Below are 20,203 nucleotides of genomic sequence, written 5' to 3' on the forward strand. Positions count from 1 at the left end.
ATGAATCCTTCACCATGAGGCGCTGTTTTACCACCGTGACGACAAAGGAGAGTCCCTGAATGGCATTTGAACTTCCCGCCCTGCCGTACGAGAAGAACGCGCTGGAACCGCACATCTCCGCCGAGACCCTCGACTACCATTACGGCAAGCACCACCAGGCCTACGTCACCAAGCTCAACGAGCTGGTCGAGGGCACCGAGAACGCCGGCAAGTCCCTGGAAGAGATCATCAAGACCTCCTCCGGTGGCCTGTTCAACCAGGCGGCGCAGGTCTGGAACCACACCTTCTACTGGCACTGCCTGTCGCCCAACGGTGGCGGCGAGCCCGCTGGCGCCCTGGCGGACGCCATCAACGCCAAGTTCGGTTCCTTCGAGAAGTTCAAGGAGACCTTCAACGCCAACGCCATCGGCAACTTTGGTTCCGGCTGGACCTGGCTGATCAAGACCGCCGACGGCGGCGTCGACATCGTCAACACCAGCAACGCCGACACCCCGATCGCCCATGACCAGACCCCGCTGCTGACCATCGACGTGTGGGAACATGCCTACTACATCGACTACCGCAACGCTCGTCCCAAGTACATGGAGAGCGTGTGGGCCCTGATCAACTGGGAGTTCGTCGCCCAGAACTTCGGCTAAGGGCCGACGCCATCGCGTCACCCCGCTGAAGCGACCAGAACGAAACGGTCCCGCCACTCTGGCGGGACCGTTTCGTTCCAGGGCCGGGTGTCAGGGGGCAGCGACGGGATCCGCCCGTCGACCAATGCCGCGATAGTAGAGGCCCTGGGCTGCGGCCCAGGCCGGGTCATAGATATTGCGTCCGTCGAGCAGCAGTTTCTCGCCGAGCAAGCCCGTTAGCCGCGGCCAATCCGGGTTCCAGTACTCCTTCCACTCGGTGACCAGCATCAGGGCATCGGCGCCTTCACAGGCGTGGTAGGGATCCCCTTCGAACACCTCGAGCAGCGGATGTTCGCCGACCTCGGCCAGCAGGGCATGGATGGCCGAAGGATCGTGCAGCCGCACCCGGACCCCCTGGGCCCAGAGGGAACGCAGCAGCGTCAGCACCGGGGCATGGTCGATGCGCGCGGTGCCCGGCTTGAAGGCCGCCCCCCAGATCGCCACGGTGCGCCCCTGCAGGCGCCCGTGGAAGTGGGTCCAGAGCTTGCGGAACAGCGTCTCCTTCTTGTGCTCGTTGATGTCGAGCACCTGCTCGAGCAACGCCGAGTGCCGGCCGCTCGCCGACTGCACGTCGGCCAGCCGCATCAGGTCGCGGGAGAAGTTGGGGCCACCGAAACCGCAGCCCGGGTAGAGGTACTCGTAGCCGATGCGCGAGTCGGCCCCCATGCCGCGACGCACATGCTCGACGTCCACTCCCAGGCTGTCGGCCAGGCCGGCGATCTCGTTCATGTAGCTGATGCGGGTCGCCAGCATGCCGTTGATCGCCAGCTTGGCCAATTCGGCGGCACGCCTCGGCATGCGCTGGAACACTTCACTGCGACGGTTGAAGGCACGCAGCAACTCCCGCACCCGGACCTCGGCCGGGTCGTCGTCGCAGCCCAGCAGCCAGCGGCCGGGCCGGGTGAAGGTCTCCCAGCCGCGCCCCTCCTCCAGCAGGTCGGGCAGCGCCACGGCGACGCCGCGCCCGTTCAGCATCGACTCGAGTCGTTCGGTCTCGCCCACCGGAAAGGTGGAGTTGTTGACCAGTACCAGGCCGCTGGCGGCCCGTTCGGCGATCGTGCCGAGCGGCGCGGCGAGATCACCGCGCTGCTCGGGCGACAGGGCGAGCCAGAGAATCTCGATGGCCTCACCGTCTTCCGCCGACAGGACCTCGGCCTCGATCAGCCGCAGACTCCCCCGGGTGATGCCCTCCTCGAGTTGCTGGGCAAGTCGGGGTTCGCGATTGAGCCAGTCGGCGTGGCGAAGCCGCGACCAGGGGGCGCTGGCATGGGGTACCCAGGTGACCTGGTGGCCCACCCAGGACAGCGCCGCCGCGGTGGTGGCGGCAGAGAGCTCACTGCCATGGATCAGTACCCGCATGGGACTCACTCCTCGGTGGCGTAGCGGGCGAGCAACTCGCGAAAGCCCTCGCCATAACGGGCGTGACGACGGCCGTAGGCGAGGATCGCCTCCAGGTAGCCGAGCTGGTGGCCGCAGTCATAGGTCTTGCCGCGCATTCGCCAGGCATCCACGCCCTCGGCCCGGCGCAGGGCCTCGATGGCATCGGTGAGCTGGATCTCGTTACCGGCGCCCGGAGGGGTCTCGGCGAGCAGCGGGAAGATCCTTCCCGGCAATACGTAGCGGCCGATCACCGCCAGGTCGGAGGGTGCCTGCTCGACGGCCGGCTTCTCGACGACGCCGGCCAGTCGGCGCGACTCGCCAGGGCCGGGAATCTCGCCACCGGTATCGACGATGCCGTACTTGTAGACCAGTTCGTGGGGAACCTCCTCGACCATCAGCTGGGAGCGCCGGGTACGCTCGAAGGCATCGATCATGCCGGCCAGGTCGTTGCGCTCGAGACCATCGTCGTCGACCAGGACGTCGGGCAACAGCACCGCGAAGGGTTCGTCGTCGCCCACCACCGGCCGGGCACAGAGCACGGCGTGGCCCAGCCCCAGTGGCTCCGACTGGCGCACGCTGATGATATTGACGTCCCCGGGCACGATGGAGCGCAGCTCCTCCAGGAGCTCATGTTTGCCCTTGGCCTCGAGGCTCGCCTCGAGCTCGAAGTGCTTGTCGAAGTGGTTCTCGATGGCGCTCTTGCTGCCGTGGGTCACCAGCACGATGTCACGTATGCCGGCGGCCACCGCCTCTGCCACCACGTACTGGATCACCGGTCGGTCGACGATGGTGATCATTTCCTTGGGAATTGCCTTGGAGGCCGGCAGGCAGCGGGTGCCGAAGCCGGCAACGGGAAGCACGGCCTTGTTGATCATGGTGCCATCCTTGTCCTGTGAGTAATCGTCGGTGAATGTCGACATGTGACGCTTGCCACCGGATGAGACGCACCGGTGATGCCTTATCGCCCTGGCAGGTCATGGGAATGCGGCCCCCGGAGCGGGTAGAATACCTCATGATACCGAACGAGCACCGCCCTGCCACCGTGTCGGCTCGGCGACAACTCAAGTTGATTCAGAACGGAGAGCTCTGATGAGCGCAAGTCACACGGATGCGGGTAACGTCGATCCCGGCGAGATCGCCAAGTTCGAGGCCCTGGCCGCCCGCTGGTGGGACCCGGAAAGCGAGTTCAAGCCCCTTCACGACATCAATCCGTTGCGTCTCGACTTCATCGATGCCCGTGCCGGGCTGGCCGGCCGGCGGGTGGTCGACGTGGGCTGTGGTGGAGGCCTGCTGGCCGAGGCCATGGCCCACCGAGGCGCCGCGGTCACCGGCATCGATCTGGGCGAGGCTCCCCTGGCCGTGGCGCGGCTGCATGCCGCCGAGAGCGGCGTCGAGCTGGAGTACCGCAACGTCAGCGTCGAGACGCTGGCCGCGGAGCAGCCCGCCACCTTCGACGTGGTGACCTGCCTGGAGATGCTCGAGCACGTGCCCGACCCGGCCTCGGTGGTGGACGCCTGCGCCCGGCTGGTCAAGCCCGGTGGCCAGGTGTTCTTCTCGACGTTGAACCGCAACCCCAAGGCCTACGCCCTGGCGATCCTCGGCGCCGAGTACCTGCTGCGCATGCTGCCGCGCGGCACACACGACTACGCCAGGTTCATCCGCCCCTCGGAACTCGCCGGCTGGTGTCGCGAGGCGGGGCTCGAGGTGCGCGAACAGTGCGGCCTGGTCTATAACCCCCTGACCCGCCGCTATCGCCTCTCCCGTCGCGATGTCTCGGTCAACTACCTGATGCACTGCCGGCGGGAGGTCGCGTGAAGGCTGCCGTCCCGCGACCGGGCGCGCTGCTCTTCGATCTCGACGGCACCCTGGTGGATACCGCGCCTGACCTGGCTCGGGCCACCAATGCCCTGCGTGCTCACCATGGGCTCGCTGCGCTCGAGTACCCGGTGATACGGGCCCAGGTCTCCAACGGCGGCAGTGCCCTGGTGACCCTGGCGCTGGGCCTGGCCAGGGACGCCGAGGGGCATGACGCGGCCCGCGACTTCCTGCTGGAGGCCTATGGCCAGGCCGTCGCTGCGGAGAGCCGGGTGTTTCCCCCGCTCGACCGACTGCTGGCCGACTGGGAGGCCCGTGCACGCCCCTGGGGGATCGTCACCAACAAGCCCCGCGCCTATGCCGAGCCGCTGATCGAGGCGCTCGGGCTGACGCCGGGCGTGCTGATCTGTGCCGACGACCTGCCGGTGAAGAAACCGTCACCGGAGCCGCTGTGGGAGGCCGCCCGCCGGCTGCGAGCGACAGCGTCCGACTGCTGGTATATCGGCGACCATCTGCGTGATATCCAGGCGGCACGGGCGGCCGGCATGGCCGCCGTGGCGGTGGGCTATGGTTATATCGAGGAGCACGACGACTACCGCGCCTGGCCGGCCGACTTCTGGTTCGAGACGGGCGAAGCGCTGGTGGCGGCGCTGATCGGGCACTGAGCCCCGCCCCGGCGCCTGATCGGGCATGACCATTTTCAGTCTGGCAGGGAGGTGACCCGGGGACGACACTGTGGGAGGTGGCCCCGCCTCCGTCATCCCTGCGCCGGCAACCGCCGCCGGGGCGTGGTGTCGCGGTCCCTTCGCATCTGGCTCGCCAGGGTACAGGTCATGAGCAAGCGTTGCCCGCACTGCCGCAGCTACGGCGTCCTCAAGCATCGGCGACGCCTCTGGAGGCGCCTGGCCAGGCGCCCCCACATCTACGGCTGCATCGACTGCGGGGCCTCCTTCTCCCGTCATGACGCCCTCGTCCCGGCGTCGGCCAGGAAAGCCATGCCAGCGCCTGGGCTCGCGCCCGATATCGTGCCGAGGGTGCGCCGGCTTACCATGAGTGTCATTCGCGCGCGGTTCCTGGATCATGGTCCGCAAGCGTGGGCGTGGCTGGGATCGCTGTGGCACCTGCTGTGGCGAGCACCGATCGAGGTCTGGGTGATCAAGCAGATCGATGACGACATCCTGCACCTGTGTGGCATCGGTACCCCGTGGACCGAGCAGAGCCGCCGGGCCGTAATCGAGGCATTGAAGCAGGGGGACTATCGCGGGGGAGTCTGCATCGGGCAGACCGGGGTGATCCTCAACAGCCGGCTCTTTGCGGCGCTGATTCCCCTCGATGCCCTATGCATCGAGCCTTCCACCCGCGTACGGTGGCAGGGGCGTGTCTGGCAGGTCTCGCATGTGCCTCAACGCTGCTGGCCATACGAAGGGCGCCTGATTGCTCACCTGGGGCCGATCGGTGGGCGGGCCGGCCTGATCAGTTGCGAAGATGTCTCCACCCTGCTGGAGGGCGTCGCGCTGGATGCCGTTCCAGCGGGGACCGTGGTCTTCGAGGCCGGAGCCGCCCCGGGAGACCCCCTGCCGAGCATGGACGACGTCCGCTCGCGCCGGTCCAGGGCGGGCGCAGGCTGGCGTGAGGACGGCGCCTGGGAGCGACGCTAGAAGCCTTCCGAGGGGGCCGACCCCACCCGACACCGGGGAGCTCGAAGGGCTCGTCACCCGGCTGGCATTCAGGACCCGGAGGGCTGGGCGTCGAATTTCTCGCCATTGTGGCCGCGGCTGTCCGGACCCATCAGCCACAGGTAGGTAGGCATGATCTCTTCGGGGGTGCGCAGCGAGCTGGGGTCCTCGCCCGGATAGGCGGTCTTGCGCATCTGGGTGCGTGTCGCGCCGGGGTTCAGGCTGTTGACGCGGATATTGCCCAGGTGCTCCAGCTCGTCGGCCAGCACCTCGACGAAGCCTTCGGTGGCGAACTTCGAGACCGCATAGGCGCCCCAGTAGGCCCGGCCCCGGCGCCCGACGCTGGAGGAGGTGAAGACCACCGAGGAGTCCGCGGAATTCTTGAGCAACGGCAGCAAGGCCTGGGTCATCCAGATCGGGCCATTGATGTTGACCTGCATCACCTGCTCCCAGAGCTCGGGGTTGTACTGCTCGAAGGGGGTGATACGACCGAGCAGACCGGCATTGTGCAGCAGGCCATCCAGGCGGCCGAACTCCTTGTCCAGGGTCTCGGCCATGTCGTGGTAGTCCTTGAAGGTGGCGCCCTCGAAGTTCAGCGGAAAGATCGCCGGCTGCGGTCCTCCGGCGGCCTCGATCTCGTCGTAGACCTTCTCGAGCTTGGCGATGGTGCGGCCAAGCAGGATCACCGTGGCCCCATGACGGGCGAAGGCGAGCGCCGCCGCCCGGCCGATGCCATCACCGGCCCCGGTGACCAGGATGATGCGGTTCTCGAGCAGCCCGTCCGGTGCCTGGTAGTCGATCTTGCTGGTCATCGATGCTCCTTGGTGAATCAGTTGCCCGACTGGCGCAGGAAGTCATTGGCCAGTCCAGCGGCGCCGCTGTCGGGGTAGCTGTCGCGGACCCGCTCGAGCAGCTCACGGCTCTCGCCGGGCTGGCCCTGGCGCGCCTTGAGCAGGCCCAGCTTGTAGAGCGCATCGGGGACCTTGCTGCTCTGCGGGAACTGGTCGAGCACGGTCCGGAAGGCTCCCTCGGCCTCGTCGAGCGAGCCTTCGGCGGAGTGCAGCTCGCCGAGCCAGTAGTAGGCATTGGCGGTCAGGTTGTTGTCCGGGTGTTCGGCCACGAAACGGTTGAAGGCATTGATCGCCTCGCCGAACTCCCGGGACTGGACCCTGGCGAAAGCCGCCTGGTAGGCCATCTGGGCATCGGCACCGGCACCGCTCGGTGACGGTGTCCGAGCGACCTCGCGGGCGGCCTGCTCGTCGACCTGAGCGGAGGCATCCATGTCCATCCCGGCACTGCCGGACGCCATGCGTTCCTCGAGGTCCAGGTACTGTTCGCGGCTCTGCCGCCGTAGCTGATCGAGCTGGTGACGAAGCTCCTCGACCTGGCCACGCAGCTGGCGAAGCTCCTCGTCGTGCTGCTGGACCTGGTTGAAGATCACCAGGCTACCGCCCGCTTCCTCGCGGGTTTCCGCCTGCTGGTAGAAGGAGCGCGGCTGGCTGGTGAGATCCTCCACCACCGGTTGCTGCGCCATCGCTGGGAGCCATACGGACAGCGGGAGCACCAGGGCTCCCGCGCCGCACAGTCCTTTCAGACCGTGTTTCATGCGTGTCTCCATCGGCGCGGGTTGCGATCGACCGGGTCGCGTTCGACTCAGTAGGCGAAAACGACCCGACGGTTCTGGGCGTAGGCCTCTTCATTCTGGCCACGCGCCGCCGGACGCTCCTCGCCGTAGCTCACCACCTCGACCTGGGAGGGGGAAACGCCCTGCACGCTGAGGAAGCGCTCGACGGAGCGGGCACGCCGCTCACTCAGGCTTATGTTGTATTCGCGGGTACCGCGCTCGTCGGTATGCCCCTGCAGTACCACACGGGCATTGCCGTTGGAGCGCAGGTAACGCGCATGGGAAGCGAGCACCGGCTCGAATTCGCTGCGGATGCGATCGCTGTCGAATTCGAAGTAGATGGTGCGCTGCTCGGGGATGCGCCCATCGGCCTGCTGGCCGGAGCCGTTGCCCATGTCGCTGCCGCTGACCTGACCGCTGCCGGCCACACCGCTGCCGGCGGCACCACCGGTACGCGAACCGTCCATGGACCCGTCCTGGGTACCGCCGCTGCTGGAACAACCGGCCACGAAGGCCAGGGACAGTGCGACCGCCAGGATCCTGGCGTAGGGCTTGAGTTGCATCGTCTTACTCCTTGCTGGTTACGAAAGACACCATCGTTCGAGCTGTTCAGTTCAGAAAGGGGGACCAGGCCGGCTCGCGCACGTCACCCTGCGCCGAGGGCAGCCGGAAAGAAGCGCGTCCATCGGCCGATACCGCTCCCAGCACCCCGCTGTTTCCCTGCTGGGTGGCGAAGATTACCATGGTCCCGTTGGGCGCAACACTGGGAGACTCATCCCGGTTCGACTCGCTGATCACCACCAGTCGGCCGCTGTCGAGATCCTGCCTGGCCACCTGGTAGCCGTTATTGCTGCGGTGAATCAGGAAGATCGCCTCTCCGTCCGGCGCGAAGCGCCCCCGGGCATTGTAGTTGCCGGTGAAGGTCAGGCGCTCCTGCTCTCCGCTGGCCAGGTCATGGCGATAGATCTGCGGGCCGCCGCTGCGATCCGAGGTGAACAGCAGGCTGCGGCCGTCCGGGGCCCAGGACGGCTCGGTGTCGATGCTGGAGTTGTTGGTGAGCCGCTGGAAGTTGTCCGAGCCCACGTCCATCACATAGATCTCCGGCTGGCCGTCCTTCGACAGCGACATGGCAAGCTTGCGGCCATCCGGCGACCAGGCCGGGGCACCGTTGATGCCCTCGAAGGAGGTCGCGCGCACCCGCTGGCCCGAGGCCAGGTTCTGAATGTAGATCGCCGGGCGCTCGGTCTCGAAGGAGACATAGGCCAGCTTGTCACCGTCCGGTGACCAGGCCGGCGAGAGGATAGGCTCGACCGAGGAGAGCACCTGCTGGCTGTTGCGGCCGTCGGCATCGGCGACATAGAGGCCGAATTGCATGTCGTCGCCGACCCCCTGGGCAGTGACGTAGGCGATACGGGTCGAGAAGGCCCCGCGGATACCGGTGATCGCCTCGAAGATCTGGTCGCTGATGTGGTGGCTGGCCTTGCGCAGCTGGCCCTCGGGGGTGGTCAGCACCTCGCCGAGCATGCGGCGCTCGCCACTGACGTCCATCAACTCGAACTGGATACGGTAACCACCGCCCTCCTGGCTGACGCGCCCCACCACCAGGTAGCGTACGTCCAGGGCCCGCCAGTCGCGATAGCGGACCTCACCACTCTCGGTGGGCTGCTCGATCATGGAATCGCGCGGGAGCGGGTCGAAATAGCCGCTGCGCTCGAGGTTGTCGTGGATCACCTGGGCGACATCCTCGGGCAGGTTCTCGCTGCCCGCGAAGGGTACCACGGCGACCGGGGTGGCCCGGTCGCTGCCGCGGGTGATCTCGATGGTCAGGTTGCCCTGGGCGTGGGCCAGGCTGCCGACCATCAGCAGCATGGCGGCCAGCCAGGTGGTCATCAGGACTTTCATCAGCGTACATCCCCCGGTCTGAATCGCAGATTGAATTGACGGTAATCCCGTTGCACCGCGGCTGGCAACTGGCGCAGTTCGCTGAACGGTGCGGCGGCCTCCACGGCCTGGACCGCCGAGCGGTCGAAGGCACTGTCGCCGCTGCTTTGCGCGATCGTGACCGTGAACAGCTCTCCGGACGGCCCGAGGCGCACCGATACCTCGGCGGCAGCTCCCTGGGGCACGTTGAGCGGAATCACCCAGGCCTGCTCCACCGCGCGGCGTACCAGATTAATGAAGTCGTTGGCCGCCTCCTGGCCCTGCTGGGCATTGGCCACGGCATCGCTCTCGCCTTCGATGGCCCGCTGCAGGGCATCCTCGGCCTCTTCGGCGGCACGCCGGGCGGCCTCCTCGGCTTCGCGCTGACGCTGGGCTTCCTCCTCGCGGCGCCGTTGCTCCTCGGCCTGGCGCTGGCGCTCGGCCTCTGCCTCGGCTTCCCGCTGGCGTTCGGCCTCTGCTTCGGCCTGGCGCTGGCGTTCGGCCTCTGCCTCGGCTTCCCGCTGGCGTTCGGCCTCCTCCTCGGCCTGGCGCTGGCGTTCGGCCTCCTCCTCGGCCTGGCGCTGGCGCTCGGCCTCCTCCTCGGCCTGGCGCTGGCGCTCGGCCTCCTCCTCGGCCTGGCGCTGGCGCTCTGCCTCTGCCTCGGCTTCCCGCTGACGTTCGGCCTCCTCCTCGGCTTCCCGCTGGCGTTCGGCCTCTGCCTGGCGCTCTGCCTCTTGCTGCTGGCGGCGCTCCTCCTCCTGTTGTTCACGCAGGCGAGCCTGCTGCTCGGCTTCCTCGTCGCGCCGCGCGGCCTCGGCCTCGGCGGCCTGGCGCGCCTCCTCGCGGGCCCGGGCCTCGGCCTCGCGCTGCTCCTGCTGCTCGGCCTGGCGGGCGGCCTCATCGGCGGCGGCCGCCTCTTCTTCCTGGCGTGCCGCCTCCTCGGCCTGGCGCTGCTCCTCCGCCTCGCGAGCCTGGGCACGGGCGCGCGCCTCCTCGGCACGCTGGGCCTGGTCGGTGGTGGTCTCGGTGCTGACGAGCGTGGCCTGGACGATGGAGGACGAGGTCGGCTCCGGGTCCCGGGCGGGTAGGCTGATCACGCTGATCACCAACACGGCGACGTGCAGGGCGACGGCGAGGATCACCGGCAGGCCATAGCCCACGCGCTGGTCGTGTCTGGCCATGTCGATTCCTCACCCCTCCCCGGGCGGCGGTTCCGAGATCAGCCCGACATTGCCGACTCCGGCGATCTGCAGGGTGCTCATCAGGTTGACCACCTGACCATAGGAGACGTTGCGGTCGCCACGCACCATCACCGGGGTTCCCGGACGCCGCTCGAGGATGATGATCACCCGGTCGGCGATATCGTTCAGGCTGACCGGGGTCTGATCGTCGCCCAGCGAGATGAAGTACTGTCCCTCGCGGTCCACCGAGACGATGATCGGCTCGTTGTCCTCGACGTCCTCGATGGGCTCCGAGCTGACCTGGGGCAGCTCGACCTGCACACCCTGGGTGAGCATCGGCGCGGTGATCATGAAGATCACCAGCAGCACCAGCATGACGTCGATGAAGGGCACGACGTTGATCTCGCCCATGGGCTTGCGGCCGCCGCCGCGATGGAAAGGTCCGTGCATGGTGCAACTCCCTCAGGCGGTGGCGGGTTCGGTCCGGCCCTGCAGGTTGCGATGCAGGATGGAGTGGAACTCCTCGGCGAAGTCCTCGTACTTGCCGAGCAGCCGCCCCGATTCGGAGGAGAGCCGGTTGTAGAAGATCACCGCGGGGATGGCCGCAAACAGGCCCATGGCGGTGGCGATCAGCGCCTCGGCGATCCACGGCGCCACCGTGGCGAGCGTGGCCTGCTGGGCCATTGAGAGCGACTGGAAGGAGCCCATGATGCCCCACACGGTGCCGAACAACCCGATGTAGGGGCTGGCCGAGGCCACCGTGGCCAGGAACACCAGGTGGAGGTTGAGGCGCTCCTCCTCGCGGGACCAGGCCACGCGCATGCTGCGCTGGACGCCGTCGAGGATCGCCTGGGGGCTGCGGGTCTTGGGTAGCAGGCGGTTGAACTCGCGAAAGCCGGCACGAAAGACGTGCTCGGCGCCCTGGGTCTCCTGCTCCGCCGGGGTCTCGCGATAGAGCTCGTTGAGGTCGACGCCGGACCAGAAGCGCTCCTCGAAGACCTGGTGGGACTGGCGGGCACGGCGCATCACGAAGGTGCGCTGGAAGATCACCACCCAGGAAAGGATCGATCCCACCGTGAGCAGCAGCATCACCAGCTGCACCACGGTGCTGGCGTTCATGATCAGGTGGGGAATGGACATGGAGTCGTTCACGGGAATCCTCGTCAGACTGGCGGTTGAACGTCTTGCGATTGGGCTGAAGGTTGTCGAGCGAGTGCCGCGGCAAGGGCCGGGGGCCAGGGCACGGGCTTGAGGCGCTCGGCATCGATACAGGCGATGTCGACTCTCGCCTCGCACAAGGGTTCCCCGCGACGCGTCACCACCTGGCCGAACTGTAGCCGGCAGCGACCGTGCGACAGGACGTCGGCCCCGACCTCGAGGCCGTCGTCCAGGCGGGCGGGCTTGGCATACCGGCACTCCAGGCGGTGGACCACCAACTGGATGCCGGCCTCGAACAGCTCGCGCTGGGTGAACCCCTGCGCCCGGAGCCATTCGCTGCGCGCCCGCTCCATGTATTTGAGATAGTTGACGTAATAGACGATGCCGCCGGCGTCGGTATCCTCGATGTAGACCCGCACCGGCAGCCGGAAATCACTCACGGCCGCACCTCCCCCTGGGCATCCACGGCCTGCCCGGCCGGCACCAGGCCGAAGTGCTGCCAGGCCTGACGGGTCACGACACGCCCACGGGCGGTGCGCATCATCAGCCCCTGCTGGATCAGGTAGGGCTCGATGACGTCCTCGATGGTGTCGCGCTCCTCGCCGATCGCCGCGGCGAGCGAATCCACCCCCACCGGGCCGCCGTCGAACTTCTCGATCATCGCCAGCAGCAGCCGCCGGTCCATGTGGTCGAGACCGTGGTGATCCACATGGAGCATGTTCAGCGCCTGGTCGGCGATGGCCGCATCGACCCGGCCGGTGCCGCGCACCTCGGCGTAGTCGCGCACCCGGCGCAGCAGGCGATTGGCGATGCGTGGCGTGCCCCGCGAGCGACGCGCGACCTCCAGGGCGCCACCGCGGTCGGCCTCGACCCCGAGGAGCCGTGCCGAACGCGCGACGATCTCGGTCAGTTCGTCGATATCGTAGAACTCGAGCCGCTGGACGATACCGAAGCGGTCACGCAACGGGGAAGTCAGCAATCCCGCCCGAGTGGTCGCCCCGACCAGGGTGAAGCGCGGCAGGTCGAGCTTGATCGAGCGGGCCGCCGGCCCCTCCCCGATCACGATGTCGAGCTGGAAATCCTCCATGGCGGGATAGAGGATCTCCTCCACCACCGGCGAAAGGCGGTGGATCTCGTCGATGAACAGCACGTCCCCGGGCTGCAGGTTGGTGAGCATGGCGGCGAGGTCCCCCGCTCGCTCCAGCACCGGCCCGGAGGTCGACTTGAGCCCCACCTCCATCTCCGCGGCGATGATGTTGGCGAGGGTGGTCTTGCCGAGCCCGGGCGGGCCGAACACCAGGGTATGGTCGAGGCTCTCGTCCCGGCCACGGGCCGCGCTGATGAAGATGTCGAGCTGCTCGCGTACCCGTGGCTGGCCAATGTAGTCGGCCAGCCGCTTCGGGCGAATGGCGTGATCGATGCGTCCCTCGCCCTCGCGTGGGTCGGCGGCGATCAGGCGGTCATTCTCCAGCATGGACGGCCCCCGGGGTCGACTGGGAGAAAGGCATCGGCAACATCAGGATCACCCGGCCAGGCGACGGCTCAGGGCCGCCTTGATCATGGCCTCGGTAGAGGCCTCGTCCTCGAGCCCGGCGAGCATTCTCGTCGCCTCGGCGGGCTTGTAGCCCAGGCTGACCAGCGCCGCCTCGGCATCCACCAGCGGATCCTGCCGAACGTCCGCCGCAGCGCTGCCGCCGATCGCCACCCCGAGCCCCGCCTCGGCCGGCTCCCAATGGGGAAAGCGATCGCGCATCTCGATGATCAGGCGCTCGGCGGTCTTCTTGCCGACCCCGGGCAGCCGGGTCAACGCCTTGGCATCGTCATCCATCACGCAGCGCATGAAGGCCATCTCGTCCATGCCGGAGAGGATCGCCAGGGCCAGCCTGGGCCCGATGCCGTTGACCTTGATCAGGGCACGAAACAGCGACCGCTCCTGCTCCCGAGCGAAACCGTAGAGCAGGTGGGCGTCGTCGCGCACGCTGAGATGGGTGAACAGGGCGACGGCTTCGCCGGGGCCGGGCAGCGCCACCAGGGTGTTCATGGAGGCTTCCAGCTCATAGCCGACGCCGGCTACGTCGACCACCAGCCAGGGCGGCTGCTTCTCCAGCAGTGTGCCACGCAGGCGTCCGATCATGGGGCTGTCATATCCGTCGGCAATGGGTCCATCGAGACATGGCGATCACTATACTGGTCATCCTGCCAGCTGGCCAGCCCGTCCTCAAACAGCGTTCGAGAATTTTCCGTCACGGGCGGAAGTCGCGCCACCCCTTGCCGCGGCGGGGCGTGCGATGGCCACCGAAGCTGCCCCGGGTCATCAGCCCCAGGCGGGCGTGGGCGTGAGTCAGGGCGATGGCCAGGGCATCGGCGGCATCGGCCTGGGGCGTGCCGTCGAGTCCCAGGATCGCCGTCACCATGTGCTGCACCTGGGCCTTGTCGGCGCGGCCGCTGCCGGTCACCGCCTGCTTGATCTGGCGCGGCCCGTACTCGCTGACCGGCAGGCCATGGTTGGCGGCGCAGACGATGGCGGTGCCCCGCGCCTGGCCGAGCTTGAGCGCCGAATCGGCGTTCTTCGACATGAACACCTGTTCGATGGCGAACTCCCCCGGGCGGTGCACGGCGATCAGTTCCGCGATGCCCGCATAGACCTGGGCCAGCCTCTGGGCCAGGTCATCGGCCCGGGTACGGATGCAGCCGCTGGCCACATAGGCGGGCGCCGCGCTGGCGACGTCGAGTATCCCGTAGCCGGTGAGTCGCGAGCCCGGGTCGATGCCGAGAATCAGCATTCGGAAGGTTCAATCGAGCTGGTCGAGGACATCGTCGGCGAACTCCGCATTGGTGTAGACGTTCTGGACATCGTCCAGCTCCTCCAGCATGTCGATCAGCCGGATCACCTTGCGGGCCAGTTCGAGGTCGGTGATCGGCGTGGTGGTCTCGGGGAAGAGCCCCACCTCGCTGCGTTCCGGTTCGAGCCCGGCCGCCGCCAGGGCGTCCTTGACCGCGCTGTAGGCCCCCGGTGAGGTGATCACCTCCAGGCTGCCGTCGTCGAGGGCGACGACGTCCTCCGGCTCCGCCTCCAGCGTGGCCTCGATCACCGCCTCCTCGGAGACACCGGCGGGCAGGTCCAGGCGGCCCTGCTGGTGGAACATGAAGGCCACCGATCCGCTGGTGCCCAGGTTGCCGCCACACTTGTTGAAGGCGTGGCGCACGTCCGAGACGGTGCGGTTGCGATTGTCGGTCAGGCACTCGACCAGCACCGCGACGCCGTCGGGGCCATAGCCCTCGTAGACGCACTCCTCCATCTCGTCGCCGTCGCTGTTGCCCGCCCCGCGGTCCACCGCCCGCTGGATGGTGTCCTTGGTCATGTTGTTGGCCAGCGCCTTGTCGATGGCGGCCCGCAGGCGCGGGTTGTCGGCCGGCTCTCCGCCGCCCTGACGGGCCGCCACGGTCAGTTCGCGGATCAATTTGGTGAAGATCTTGCCCCGCCTGGCATCCTGGGCCGCCTTGCGGTGCTTGATGTTGGCCCATTTGCTGTGACCCGCCATGCCAGTCCTCCCCTTGCCTCGTACGTGAAACCGGCGCCCTGAAGGCGCCGGTACCATGATACACGGTGCGGGAACCGCCTAGTCGCCGGCGCCTTCCGCCTTGGCCTTCTGCCGCAGGCGAATGTTGAGTTCGCGCAGTTGTTCGCCGCTCACCTCGCCCGGGGCATCGGTCATCAGGCAGGCCGCGCTCTGGGTCTTCGGGAAGGCGATCACCTCGCGGATGGTGCGGGCGCCGGACATCAGCATCACCAGGCGATCCAGGCCGAAGGCCAGCCCGCCGTGGGGCGGCGCGCCGTACTGCAGGGCGTCGAGCAGGAAACCGAACTTCTCGCGGGCCTCGTGCTCGTCGATGCCCAGCACCTCGAGCACCGCCTGCTGCATGACCGGGTCGTGGATACGGATCGAGCCGCCCCCCAGCTCGGTGCCGTTGAGCACCATGTCGTAGGCCCGGGACAGCGCCGCGATCGGGTTGGCCTTGAGCGTCTCGACGTCACAGGAAGGGGCGGTGAAGGGGTGGTGCAGGGCCTGCATCCGCGCACTACCATCGTCCTCGAACATAGGGAAGTCGACCACCCACAGCGGCGCCCACGCCTGAGTGTAGAGGTCGAGATCCTCGCCCAGCCGGACCCGCAGAGCGCCGATCGCCTCGTTGACGATGCGGGCCTTGTCGGCACCGAAGAAGATGATATCGCCGTCCTCGGCGCCGAGGCGATCGAGCAGCTCCTCGACCACCTCCTCCATGAACTTGACGATGGGCGACTGCAGGCCCTCGAGGCCGCGGGCGCGCTCGTTGACCTTGATCCAGGCCAGCCCCTTGGCACCGTAGATGCCGACGAACTTGGTGTACTCGTCGATCTCCTTGCGCGACAACCTGGCACCACCCGGCACCTTGAGGGCAGCGACGCGGCCGTCGTCGGCCTTGGCCGGGCCGGAGAAGACCTTGAAGTCGACCCGCTGCATCAGGTCGTCGACGTCGGTGAGCTCCAGCGGAATGCGCAGGTCCGGCTTGTCGGAACCGAAGCGGTTCATGGCCTCGGCATAGGGCATGCGCGGGAATTCCGGCAACTCGACGGCCAGCACGTCACGGAACAGCTGGCGGACCATCGACTCGGTGATGCCCATGATGTCGTCCTCGTCGACGAACGAGGCCTCGATATCGATCTGCGTGAACTCCGGCTGGCGGTCGGCGCGCAGGTCCTCGTCACGGAAGCAGCGGGCGATCTGGTAGTAGCGGTCGAGCCCGGACACCATCAGCAGTTGCTTGAACAGCTGGGGCGACTGCGGCAGGGCGAAGAAGCTGCCGGCATGGGTGCGGCTCGGCACCAGGTAGTCACGCGCCCCTTCCGGGGTGGCGCGGGTCAGGATCGGGGTCTCGATGTCGAGGAAGCCCTGCCCCTCGAGGAAGGCCCGCACGCTGTGGGTGATCCGCGACCGCAGGCGCAGCTTCTCGATCATCTCGGGGCGACGCAGATCGATGTAGCGGTGCTTGAGACGCACCTCCTCGCCCACCTTGCCGTGCTCGTCGAGCTGGAAGGGAGGCGTGGCGGCGGTGTTGAGGACATCCACCTCCTTGGCCAGCACCTCGACCATGCCGGTGGGCATGTTGGGGTTCTGGGTACCTTCCGGGCGCAGCCGCACGCGACCCTGGATGCGCAGCACGAATTCGCTGCGGGCGCGGTCGGCAGTGGCGAAGGCCTCGGCGGTATCGGGGTCGACCACGACCTGGGCGATGCCATCGCGATCGCGCATGTCGAGGAAGATCACGCCCCCGTGGTCACGGCGGCGGTGCACCCAGCCGCACAGGGTGACCGTCTGGTCCACCAGGGTCTCGTTCAGCTGGCCGCAATAATGGCTGCGCATGTCATATCCTGTTCTGTTGCGTTGTTGAAAACGGGGCGATGGGCGGCCCTCAGGCCGCCGCGCCGTCCTTCTTCGCCGGTGCCTTGCCGTCACTGGCAGCGGCAGCGTCGCCGGCCAGGTTCTTCTTGCCGCCGGACTTGAAATCGGTCTCGTACCAGCCACCGCCGGCCAGCCGGAAGCCCGCCGCCGAGACCAGTCGGGCGAGTTCGTCGGCCTCGCAGGCCGGGCAGTCGGTCAGGGGAGCGGCACTGACCTTCTGAAGCTTCTCCAGACGGTGGCCGCAGGCCTTGCACTCGTATTCGTAGATGGGCATGGTTTTATCTCTCCGGGGACGACATTACCCAGGTCAGGACGATATCGGGCATCGGGCCCGACAAGAACGAATATGTGGCCGGCCCGCGCAACATCCAAGCCTGCCCGAAAGCCCGACATTATAGCGTGCCCACCACCCGTGCCGGCAAGGCATCCGCGCCCCGCTCACTGGAAGGAAACCGCATGAAAGCCGTGATTCTCGATGCCGCCAGTCTCGGCCCCGATATCGACCTCGCCCCGATCCGCGATCGTGTCGAGGTGCTGGAGGTGTACCCCCTGAGCACCACCGCCCAGAGCGTCGAGCGATTGGCCGGAGCCCAGGTGGCCATCGTCAACAAGGTGGTGCTCGATGCACCGACCCTGGAGGCGCTGCCCGAGCTGAAGCTGATCTGCGTGCTGGCCACCGGCACCAACAACATCGACATGGCCACCGCCGAGCATCTCGGGATCGCGGTACGCAACGTCACCGCCTACGGCACCGCCAGTGTCGCGCAACACACCCTGATGCTGATGCTGGCCCTGGCCAATCGCCTGCCGCTCTACCAGCACGACGTGGCCGCCGGCCGCTGGGGCGAAAGCGCCTTCTTCTGCCTGATGGACCACGGCACCCTGCAACTCGAGGGCAAGCACCTGGTGGTGGTCGGCCAGGGCGTGCTGGGCTCGAAGGTGGCGCAGCTCGCCGAGGCCTTCGGCATGGGCGTGAGCTTCGCCGCCCGTCCCGGCAACGAGGCCGGCGACCGGCGACGCGGCCTGACCGAGCTGGCACCCGAGGCCGACGTCATCAGCCTGCACTGCCCGCTCACCGAGGCCACCCGCCATCTGGTCGACGCCACGCTGCTGGCCACCATGAAACCCGGCGCCCTGCTGGTGAACTGTGCCCGCGGCGGCATCATCGACGAGGTCGCGGCCCTGGAGGCCCTGCGTCAGGGCCGCCTGGGCGGGCTCGGCGTCGACGTGCTGCCGGTGGAGCCGCCCCGCGACGGCCATCCGCTGCTCGATGCCCTCGCCGAGCCGCTCAACCTGATCGTCACGCCGCACAGTGCTTGGATCACACCCGAGGCCCGCCAGCGGGTGGTGGCCCTGACCGCCGAGAACCTGCGTACCTGGCAGACGAACTGATCGAGGAAACGGCCATGCCCCACAGCGATGTTCACGGCAGTGTTCATAACCATGTTCACAACTACGGGTCGATCAACCTCGACCACTTCTACCGGGTGCCCCACCTGGTCAAGCCCGGCGAGACACTGGCCAGCCACGACTACCGGGTCGGCCTCGGCGGCAAGGGGGCCAACCAGTCGCTGGCCACGGCCCGCGCCGGCGGCAGGATATGCCACTGGGGGCGCCTGGGACGCCAGGATGCCTGGGCCCGCGACACCCTGGCCCGGGCCGGCGTCGATGTCTCCCGTGTCGAGCTGGTGGACGAACCCAGCGGTCATGCCGTCATCCAGGTCGATGACCGGGGCGAGAACGCCATCATCCTGTTTCCCGGCGCCAACCACGGCTTCCACCCGGGGGAGCTCTCGACGCTGATCGAGACCACCCGGCCCGGCGACTGGCTACTGCTCCAGAACGAGTGCAACGCCCTGGCCGAAGTCATGGTCCGTGCCGCCGACCACGGCCTGAACGTCGCCTTCAACCCGGCACCGATGACCGACGAGGTGCTGTCGCTCCCCCTGGAGGCATGCCGCCTGCTGTTCGTCAATCGTGTCGAGGCGGCCGGGCTGGCCGGGGTCGATGAGGCCAGCGCCGCCGAGGCACTGCTCGACGCCCTGGCGGCGAAGCTGCCGGGCTGCGAGACGGTGCTGACCCTGGGCGGTGAAGGGGCCTGGTACCAGCACGGCGACCAGCGCCTTCACCAGCCGGCCCTGCCGGTCACGCCGGTGGACACCACCGCCGCCGGCGACACCTTCATCGGCTACTACCTGGCGGCCCTGCAGGAGGCGCGCCCGGTCGCCGACTGCCTGAGGCGTGCCGCCACCGCCGCGGCGCTGGGAGTCCAGCGCCCGGGCGCCGCCGAGAGCATCCCCGAACGCGACGAGGTCGAGCGCGCCCTGCGCAACGGCCCCGCCGGTTCCTGATCCGCCCCTTTCATCGCCCGAGGAGACGCCTCCGTGCCACACCCGATCATCTTCGATACCGATCCGGGCGTCGACGACGCCCAGGCCATCGCCATCGCCCTGCGCCATCCCGACATCGAGCTGCTGGGCATGACCACCACCTACGGCAACGTGGACGTGGAGACCGCCACCCATAACGCCCTGCTGCTCGCCGAGCTGGCCGGGCGCGAGATCCCCGTCGCCCAGGGGGCCGCCGTCCCGATGGTCAAGCCGCGCCACCCGGCGCCGGCCCATATCCACGGCGCCAACGGCCTGGGCAACATCGAGCTGCCGGCGGTGAGGGGCCGGCCCGATCCGCGCAACGCCGCCCAGTTCATCGTCGATACGGTGAACGCCAGGCCCGGGGAGGTCACGCTGGTGGCGGTGGGACCGGTGGGCAACCTCGCGGCGGCACTGCAGCTCGACCCGGCCATCGTCGACCGGGTCCGGCAGGTGGTGATCATGGGCGGGTCGATCCGCGAGGGGGGCAATGTCACCCCGGTGGCGGAGGCCAACATGTTCAACGACCCCGACGCCGCCGCCCGGGTGCTCACCGCCGGCTGGCCGCTGACCCTGGTGGGCCTCGACGTCACCCACCGCTGCGTGCTCACCCCGGCGCACATGGCGCGCATCGAGGCCGGCCAGGGGGAGCTCGGCCGCGTGCTGGCGGGCAGCTACGCCTTCTACCGCGACTTCTACTACGAGTTTCTCGGCATCGATGGCTGCTGCCCCCACGACAGCTGCGCCCTGGCCTGGCTGCTGCGTCCGGAGCTGTTCATCACCTCCCGCGGCCACCTCACCGTGGCGACGTCCGGCGATGCCGAAGGCCAGACCATCTTCGCCCCGGAGGGCCGCGCCTTCATCGAGGCACGCTGGTCGCGCACGCCGCTGGTGGATGTCTGCCTGGGCGTGGACGGCCTGGCCGTCAGCGACTGGATCGCCGACACCCTGGCCTGAGCGGC

The 20,203-nt window shown here is 68.1% G+C and carries 23 protein-coding genes; 7 read left to right on the forward strand and 16 right to left on the reverse strand.

The features are described from left to right. Window positions 1–59: 59 nt before the first annotated feature. The gene (gene sodB, locus QLQ85_RS08995; RefSeq protein ID WP_282738686.1) at window positions 60–638 is read left to right on the forward strand and encodes a superoxide dismutase [Fe]; all 579 of its coding nucleotides are present in this window, start codon (window positions 60–62) and stop codon (window positions 636–638) included. Between the two features lie 90 nt (window positions 639–728). Here the strand turns inward: sodB and QLQ85_RS09000 are convergent, their stop codons facing one another. Both QLQ85_RS09000 and galU read right to left on the reverse strand, forming a co-directional pair. Then, the gene (locus QLQ85_RS09000) at window positions 729–2,036 is read right to left on the reverse strand and encodes a nucleotide sugar dehydrogenase (protein ID WP_282738687.1); all 1,308 of its coding nucleotides are present in this window, start codon (window positions 2,034–2,036) and stop codon (window positions 729–731) included. A gap of 5 nt (window positions 2,037–2,041) precedes the next feature. Then, window positions 2,042–2,932, reverse strand: a complete 891-nt coding sequence (gene galU / locus QLQ85_RS09005; RefSeq protein WP_282738688.1) for a UTP--glucose-1-phosphate uridylyltransferase GalU — start codon at window positions 2,930–2,932, stop codon at window positions 2,042–2,044. A gap of 214 nt (window positions 2,933–3,146) precedes the next feature. On the opposite strand from galU, the gene ubiG reads away from it, so the two are divergent. The 3 genes from ubiG to QLQ85_RS09020 all read left to right on the forward strand — a co-directional run bounded on the left by ubiG (window position 3,147) and on the right by QLQ85_RS09020 (window position 5,530). Beyond that, the gene (ubiG, locus tag QLQ85_RS09010) at window positions 3,147–3,872 is read left to right on the forward strand and encodes a bifunctional 2-polyprenyl-6-hydroxyphenol methylase/3-demethylubiquinol 3-O-methyltransferase UbiG (protein WP_282738689.1); all 726 of its coding nucleotides are present in this window, start codon (window positions 3,147–3,149) and stop codon (window positions 3,870–3,872) included. Further along, the gene (locus QLQ85_RS09015) at window positions 3,869–4,537 is read left to right on the forward strand and encodes an HAD-IA family hydrolase (protein ID WP_282738690.1); all 669 of its coding nucleotides are present in this window, start codon (window positions 3,869–3,871) and stop codon (window positions 4,535–4,537) included. The genes ubiG and QLQ85_RS09015 overlap by 4 nt, the downstream gene beginning before the upstream one ends. Before the next feature lie 168 nt (window positions 4,538–4,705). Further along, window positions 4,706–5,530 (forward strand): hypothetical protein, encoded by an 825-nt coding sequence (locus QLQ85_RS09020; RefSeq protein WP_282738691.1) that lies wholly within the window; start codon window positions 4,706–4,708, stop codon window positions 5,528–5,530. 68 nt (window positions 5,531–5,598) lie between these two features. Here the strand turns inward: QLQ85_RS09020 and QLQ85_RS09025 are convergent, their stop codons facing one another. The 14 genes from QLQ85_RS09025 to QLQ85_RS09090 all read right to left on the reverse strand — a co-directional run bounded on the left by QLQ85_RS09025 (window position 5,599) and on the right by QLQ85_RS09090 (window position 17,146). Further along, window positions 5,599–6,360 (reverse strand): YciK family oxidoreductase, encoded by a 762-nt coding sequence (locus tag QLQ85_RS09025; RefSeq protein ID WP_282738692.1) that lies wholly within the window; start codon window positions 6,358–6,360, stop codon window positions 5,599–5,601. A 17-nt stretch (window positions 6,361–6,377) separates the two neighbouring features. After that, window positions 6,378–7,154: a tol-pal system protein YbgF gene (gene ybgF / locus QLQ85_RS09030; RefSeq protein ID WP_282738693.1), complete on the reverse strand. Its 777-nt coding sequence runs from the start codon at window positions 7,152–7,154 to the stop codon at window positions 6,378–6,380. Window positions 7,155–7,201: 47 nt separating this feature from the next. Further along, window positions 7,202–7,735, reverse strand: coding sequence for a peptidoglycan-associated lipoprotein Pal (gene pal / locus QLQ85_RS09035; RefSeq protein WP_282738694.1), 534 nt, complete (start codon window positions 7,733–7,735; stop codon window positions 7,202–7,204). Window positions 7,736–7,781: 46 nt separating this feature from the next. Continuing rightward, window positions 7,782–9,074 carry a Tol-Pal system beta propeller repeat protein TolB gene (gene tolB / locus QLQ85_RS09040; protein WP_282720500.1) on the reverse strand — a complete coding sequence of 431 codons (1,293 nt, stop codon included), beginning with the start codon at window positions 9,072–9,074 and terminating at the stop codon, window positions 7,782–7,784. After that, window positions 9,074–10,273 carry a cell envelope integrity protein TolA gene (gene tolA, locus QLQ85_RS09045; RefSeq protein WP_282738695.1) on the reverse strand — a complete coding sequence of 400 codons (1,200 nt, stop codon included), beginning with the start codon at window positions 10,271–10,273 and terminating at the stop codon, window positions 9,074–9,076. The genes tolB and tolA overlap by 1 nt, the downstream gene beginning before the upstream one ends. 9 nt (window positions 10,274–10,282) lie before the next feature. Beyond that, window positions 10,283–10,723, reverse strand: a complete 441-nt coding sequence (gene tolR / locus QLQ85_RS09050) for a protein TolR (RefSeq protein WP_282738696.1) — start codon at window positions 10,721–10,723, stop codon at window positions 10,283–10,285. A 12-nt stretch (window positions 10,724–10,735) separates the two neighbouring features. Further along, window positions 10,736–11,413 (reverse strand): protein TolQ, encoded by a 678-nt coding sequence (gene tolQ, locus QLQ85_RS09055; protein ID WP_407650374.1) that lies wholly within the window; start codon window positions 11,411–11,413, stop codon window positions 10,736–10,738. A 23-nt stretch (window positions 11,414–11,436) separates the two neighbouring features. Beyond that, the gene (gene ybgC, locus QLQ85_RS09060) at window positions 11,437–11,871 is read right to left on the reverse strand and encodes a tol-pal system-associated acyl-CoA thioesterase (protein WP_282720503.1); all 435 of its coding nucleotides are present in this window, start codon (window positions 11,869–11,871) and stop codon (window positions 11,437–11,439) included. Then, entirely contained in the window at window positions 11,868–12,905 is a 1,038-nt protein-coding gene (ruvB, locus tag QLQ85_RS09065; RefSeq protein ID WP_282738698.1) for a Holliday junction branch migration DNA helicase RuvB, read from the reverse strand. Before ruvB ends, ybgC begins: the two co-directional genes overlap by 4 nt. 48 nt (window positions 12,906–12,953) lie before the next feature. Beyond that, the gene (gene ruvA, locus QLQ85_RS09070) at window positions 12,954–13,565 is read right to left on the reverse strand and encodes a Holliday junction branch migration protein RuvA (RefSeq protein ID WP_282738699.1); all 612 of its coding nucleotides are present in this window, start codon (window positions 13,563–13,565) and stop codon (window positions 12,954–12,956) included. Between the two features lie 109 nt (window positions 13,566–13,674). Continuing rightward, a complete protein-coding gene (gene ruvC, locus QLQ85_RS09075; protein ID WP_282738700.1) occupies window positions 13,675–14,214 on the reverse strand; it encodes a crossover junction endodeoxyribonuclease RuvC in 540 nt (179 codons plus the stop codon). A 9-nt stretch (window positions 14,215–14,223) separates the two neighbouring features. Next, a complete protein-coding gene (locus QLQ85_RS09080) occupies window positions 14,224–14,973 on the reverse strand; it encodes a YebC/PmpR family DNA-binding transcriptional regulator (RefSeq protein WP_282738701.1) in 750 nt (249 codons plus the stop codon). A gap of 78 nt (window positions 14,974–15,051) precedes the next feature. Next, window positions 15,052–16,833 carry an aspartate--tRNA ligase gene (aspS, locus tag QLQ85_RS09085; RefSeq protein WP_282738702.1) on the reverse strand — a complete coding sequence of 594 codons (1,782 nt, stop codon included), beginning with the start codon at window positions 16,831–16,833 and terminating at the stop codon, window positions 15,052–15,054. A 49-nt stretch (window positions 16,834–16,882) separates the two neighbouring features. Further along, window positions 16,883–17,146, reverse strand: coding sequence for an FmdB family zinc ribbon protein (locus tag QLQ85_RS09090; RefSeq protein ID WP_282738703.1), 264 nt, complete (start codon window positions 17,144–17,146; stop codon window positions 16,883–16,885). 182 nt (window positions 17,147–17,328) lie between these two features. On the opposite strand from QLQ85_RS09090, the gene QLQ85_RS09095 reads away from it, so the two are divergent. From QLQ85_RS09095 to QLQ85_RS09105, 3 genes are read left to right on the forward strand one after another with little or no spacing between them, the layout of a single operon-like run. Then, window positions 17,329–18,264 (forward strand): D-2-hydroxyacid dehydrogenase, encoded by a 936-nt coding sequence (locus QLQ85_RS09095; protein WP_282738704.1) that lies wholly within the window; start codon window positions 17,329–17,331, stop codon window positions 18,262–18,264. A gap of 14 nt (window positions 18,265–18,278) precedes the next feature. Beyond that, entirely contained in the window at window positions 18,279–19,223 is a 945-nt protein-coding gene (locus QLQ85_RS09100) for a ribokinase (RefSeq protein WP_282738705.1), read from the forward strand. A 33-nt stretch (window positions 19,224–19,256) separates the two neighbouring features. Next, on the forward strand, window positions 19,257–20,198 hold the full coding sequence (locus QLQ85_RS09105; protein WP_282738706.1) for a nucleoside hydrolase: 942 nt from the start codon (window positions 19,257–19,259) through the stop codon (window positions 20,196–20,198). Window positions 20,199–20,203: the final 5 nt, after the last annotated feature.

It is taken from the genome of Halomonas kalidii (genome assembly GCF_030010475.1).
In the GTDB taxonomy this organism is placed as follows: Bacteria; Pseudomonadota; Gammaproteobacteria; order Pseudomonadales; family Halomonadaceae; genus Halomonas; species Halomonas heilongjiangensis.

Bases quoted from the DNA above. Each gene is read 5' to 3' on its own strand.
- galU (WP_282738688.1), bottom strand. From the start codon at position 2,932: ATGATCAACAAGGCCGTGCTTCCCGTTGCCGGCTTCGGCACCCGCTGC.
- QLQ85_RS09100 (WP_282738705.1), top strand. From the start codon at position 18,279: ATGCCCCACAGCGATGTTCACGGCAGTGTTCATAACCATGTTCACAAC.
- QLQ85_RS09025 (WP_282738692.1), bottom strand. From the start codon at position 6,360: ATGACCAGCAAGATCGACTACCAGGCACCGGACGGGCTGCTCGAGAAC.
- ubiG (WP_282738689.1), top strand. From the start codon at position 3,147: ATGAGCGCAAGTCACACGGATGCGGGTAACGTCGATCCCGGCGAGATC.
- tolR (WP_282738696.1), bottom strand. From the start codon at position 10,723: ATGCACGGACCTTTCCATCGCGGCGGCGGCCGCAAGCCCATGGGCGAG.
- tolA (WP_282738695.1), bottom strand. From the start codon at position 10,273: ATGGCCAGACACGACCAGCGCGTGGGCTATGGCCTGCCGGTGATCCTC.
- tolB (WP_282720500.1), bottom strand. From the start codon at position 9,074: ATGAAAGTCCTGATGACCACCTGGCTGGCCGCCATGCTGCTGATGGTC.
- aspS (WP_282738702.1), bottom strand. From the start codon at position 16,833: ATGCGCAGCCATTATTGCGGCCAGCTGAACGAGACCCTGGTGGACCAG.
- pal (WP_282738694.1), bottom strand. From the start codon at position 7,735: ATGCAACTCAAGCCCTACGCCAGGATCCTGGCGGTCGCACTGTCCCTG.
- QLQ85_RS09080 (WP_282738701.1), bottom strand. From the start codon at position 14,973: ATGGCGGGTCACAGCAAATGGGCCAACATCAAGCACCGCAAGGCGGCC.
- ruvC (WP_282738700.1), bottom strand. From the start codon at position 14,214: ATGCTGATTCTCGGCATCGACCCGGGCTCGCGACTCACCGGCTACGGG.
- QLQ85_RS09020 (WP_282738691.1), top strand. From the start codon at position 4,706: ATGAGCAAGCGTTGCCCGCACTGCCGCAGCTACGGCGTCCTCAAGCAT.
- tolQ (WP_407650374.1), bottom strand. From the start codon at position 11,413: ATGTCCATTCCCCACCTGATCATGAACGCCAGCACCGTGGTGCAGCTG.
- QLQ85_RS09000 (WP_282738687.1), bottom strand. From the start codon at position 2,036: ATGCGGGTACTGATCCATGGCAGTGAGCTCTCTGCCGCCACCACCGCG.
- ybgF (WP_282738693.1), bottom strand. From the start codon at position 7,154: ATGAAACACGGTCTGAAAGGACTGTGCGGCGCGGGAGCCCTGGTGCTC.
- ruvB (WP_282738698.1), bottom strand. From the start codon at position 12,905: ATGCTGGAGAATGACCGCCTGATCGCCGCCGACCCACGCGAGGGCGAG.
- sodB (WP_282738686.1), top strand. From the start codon at position 60: ATGGCATTTGAACTTCCCGCCCTGCCGTACGAGAAGAACGCGCTGGAA.
- QLQ85_RS09090 (WP_282738703.1), bottom strand. From the start codon at position 17,146: ATGCCCATCTACGAATACGAGTGCAAGGCCTGCGGCCACCGTCTGGAG.
- ruvA (WP_282738699.1), bottom strand. From the start codon at position 13,565: ATGATCGGACGCCTGCGTGGCACACTGCTGGAGAAGCAGCCGCCCTGG.
- QLQ85_RS09095 (WP_282738704.1), top strand. From the start codon at position 17,329: ATGAAAGCCGTGATTCTCGATGCCGCCAGTCTCGGCCCCGATATCGAC.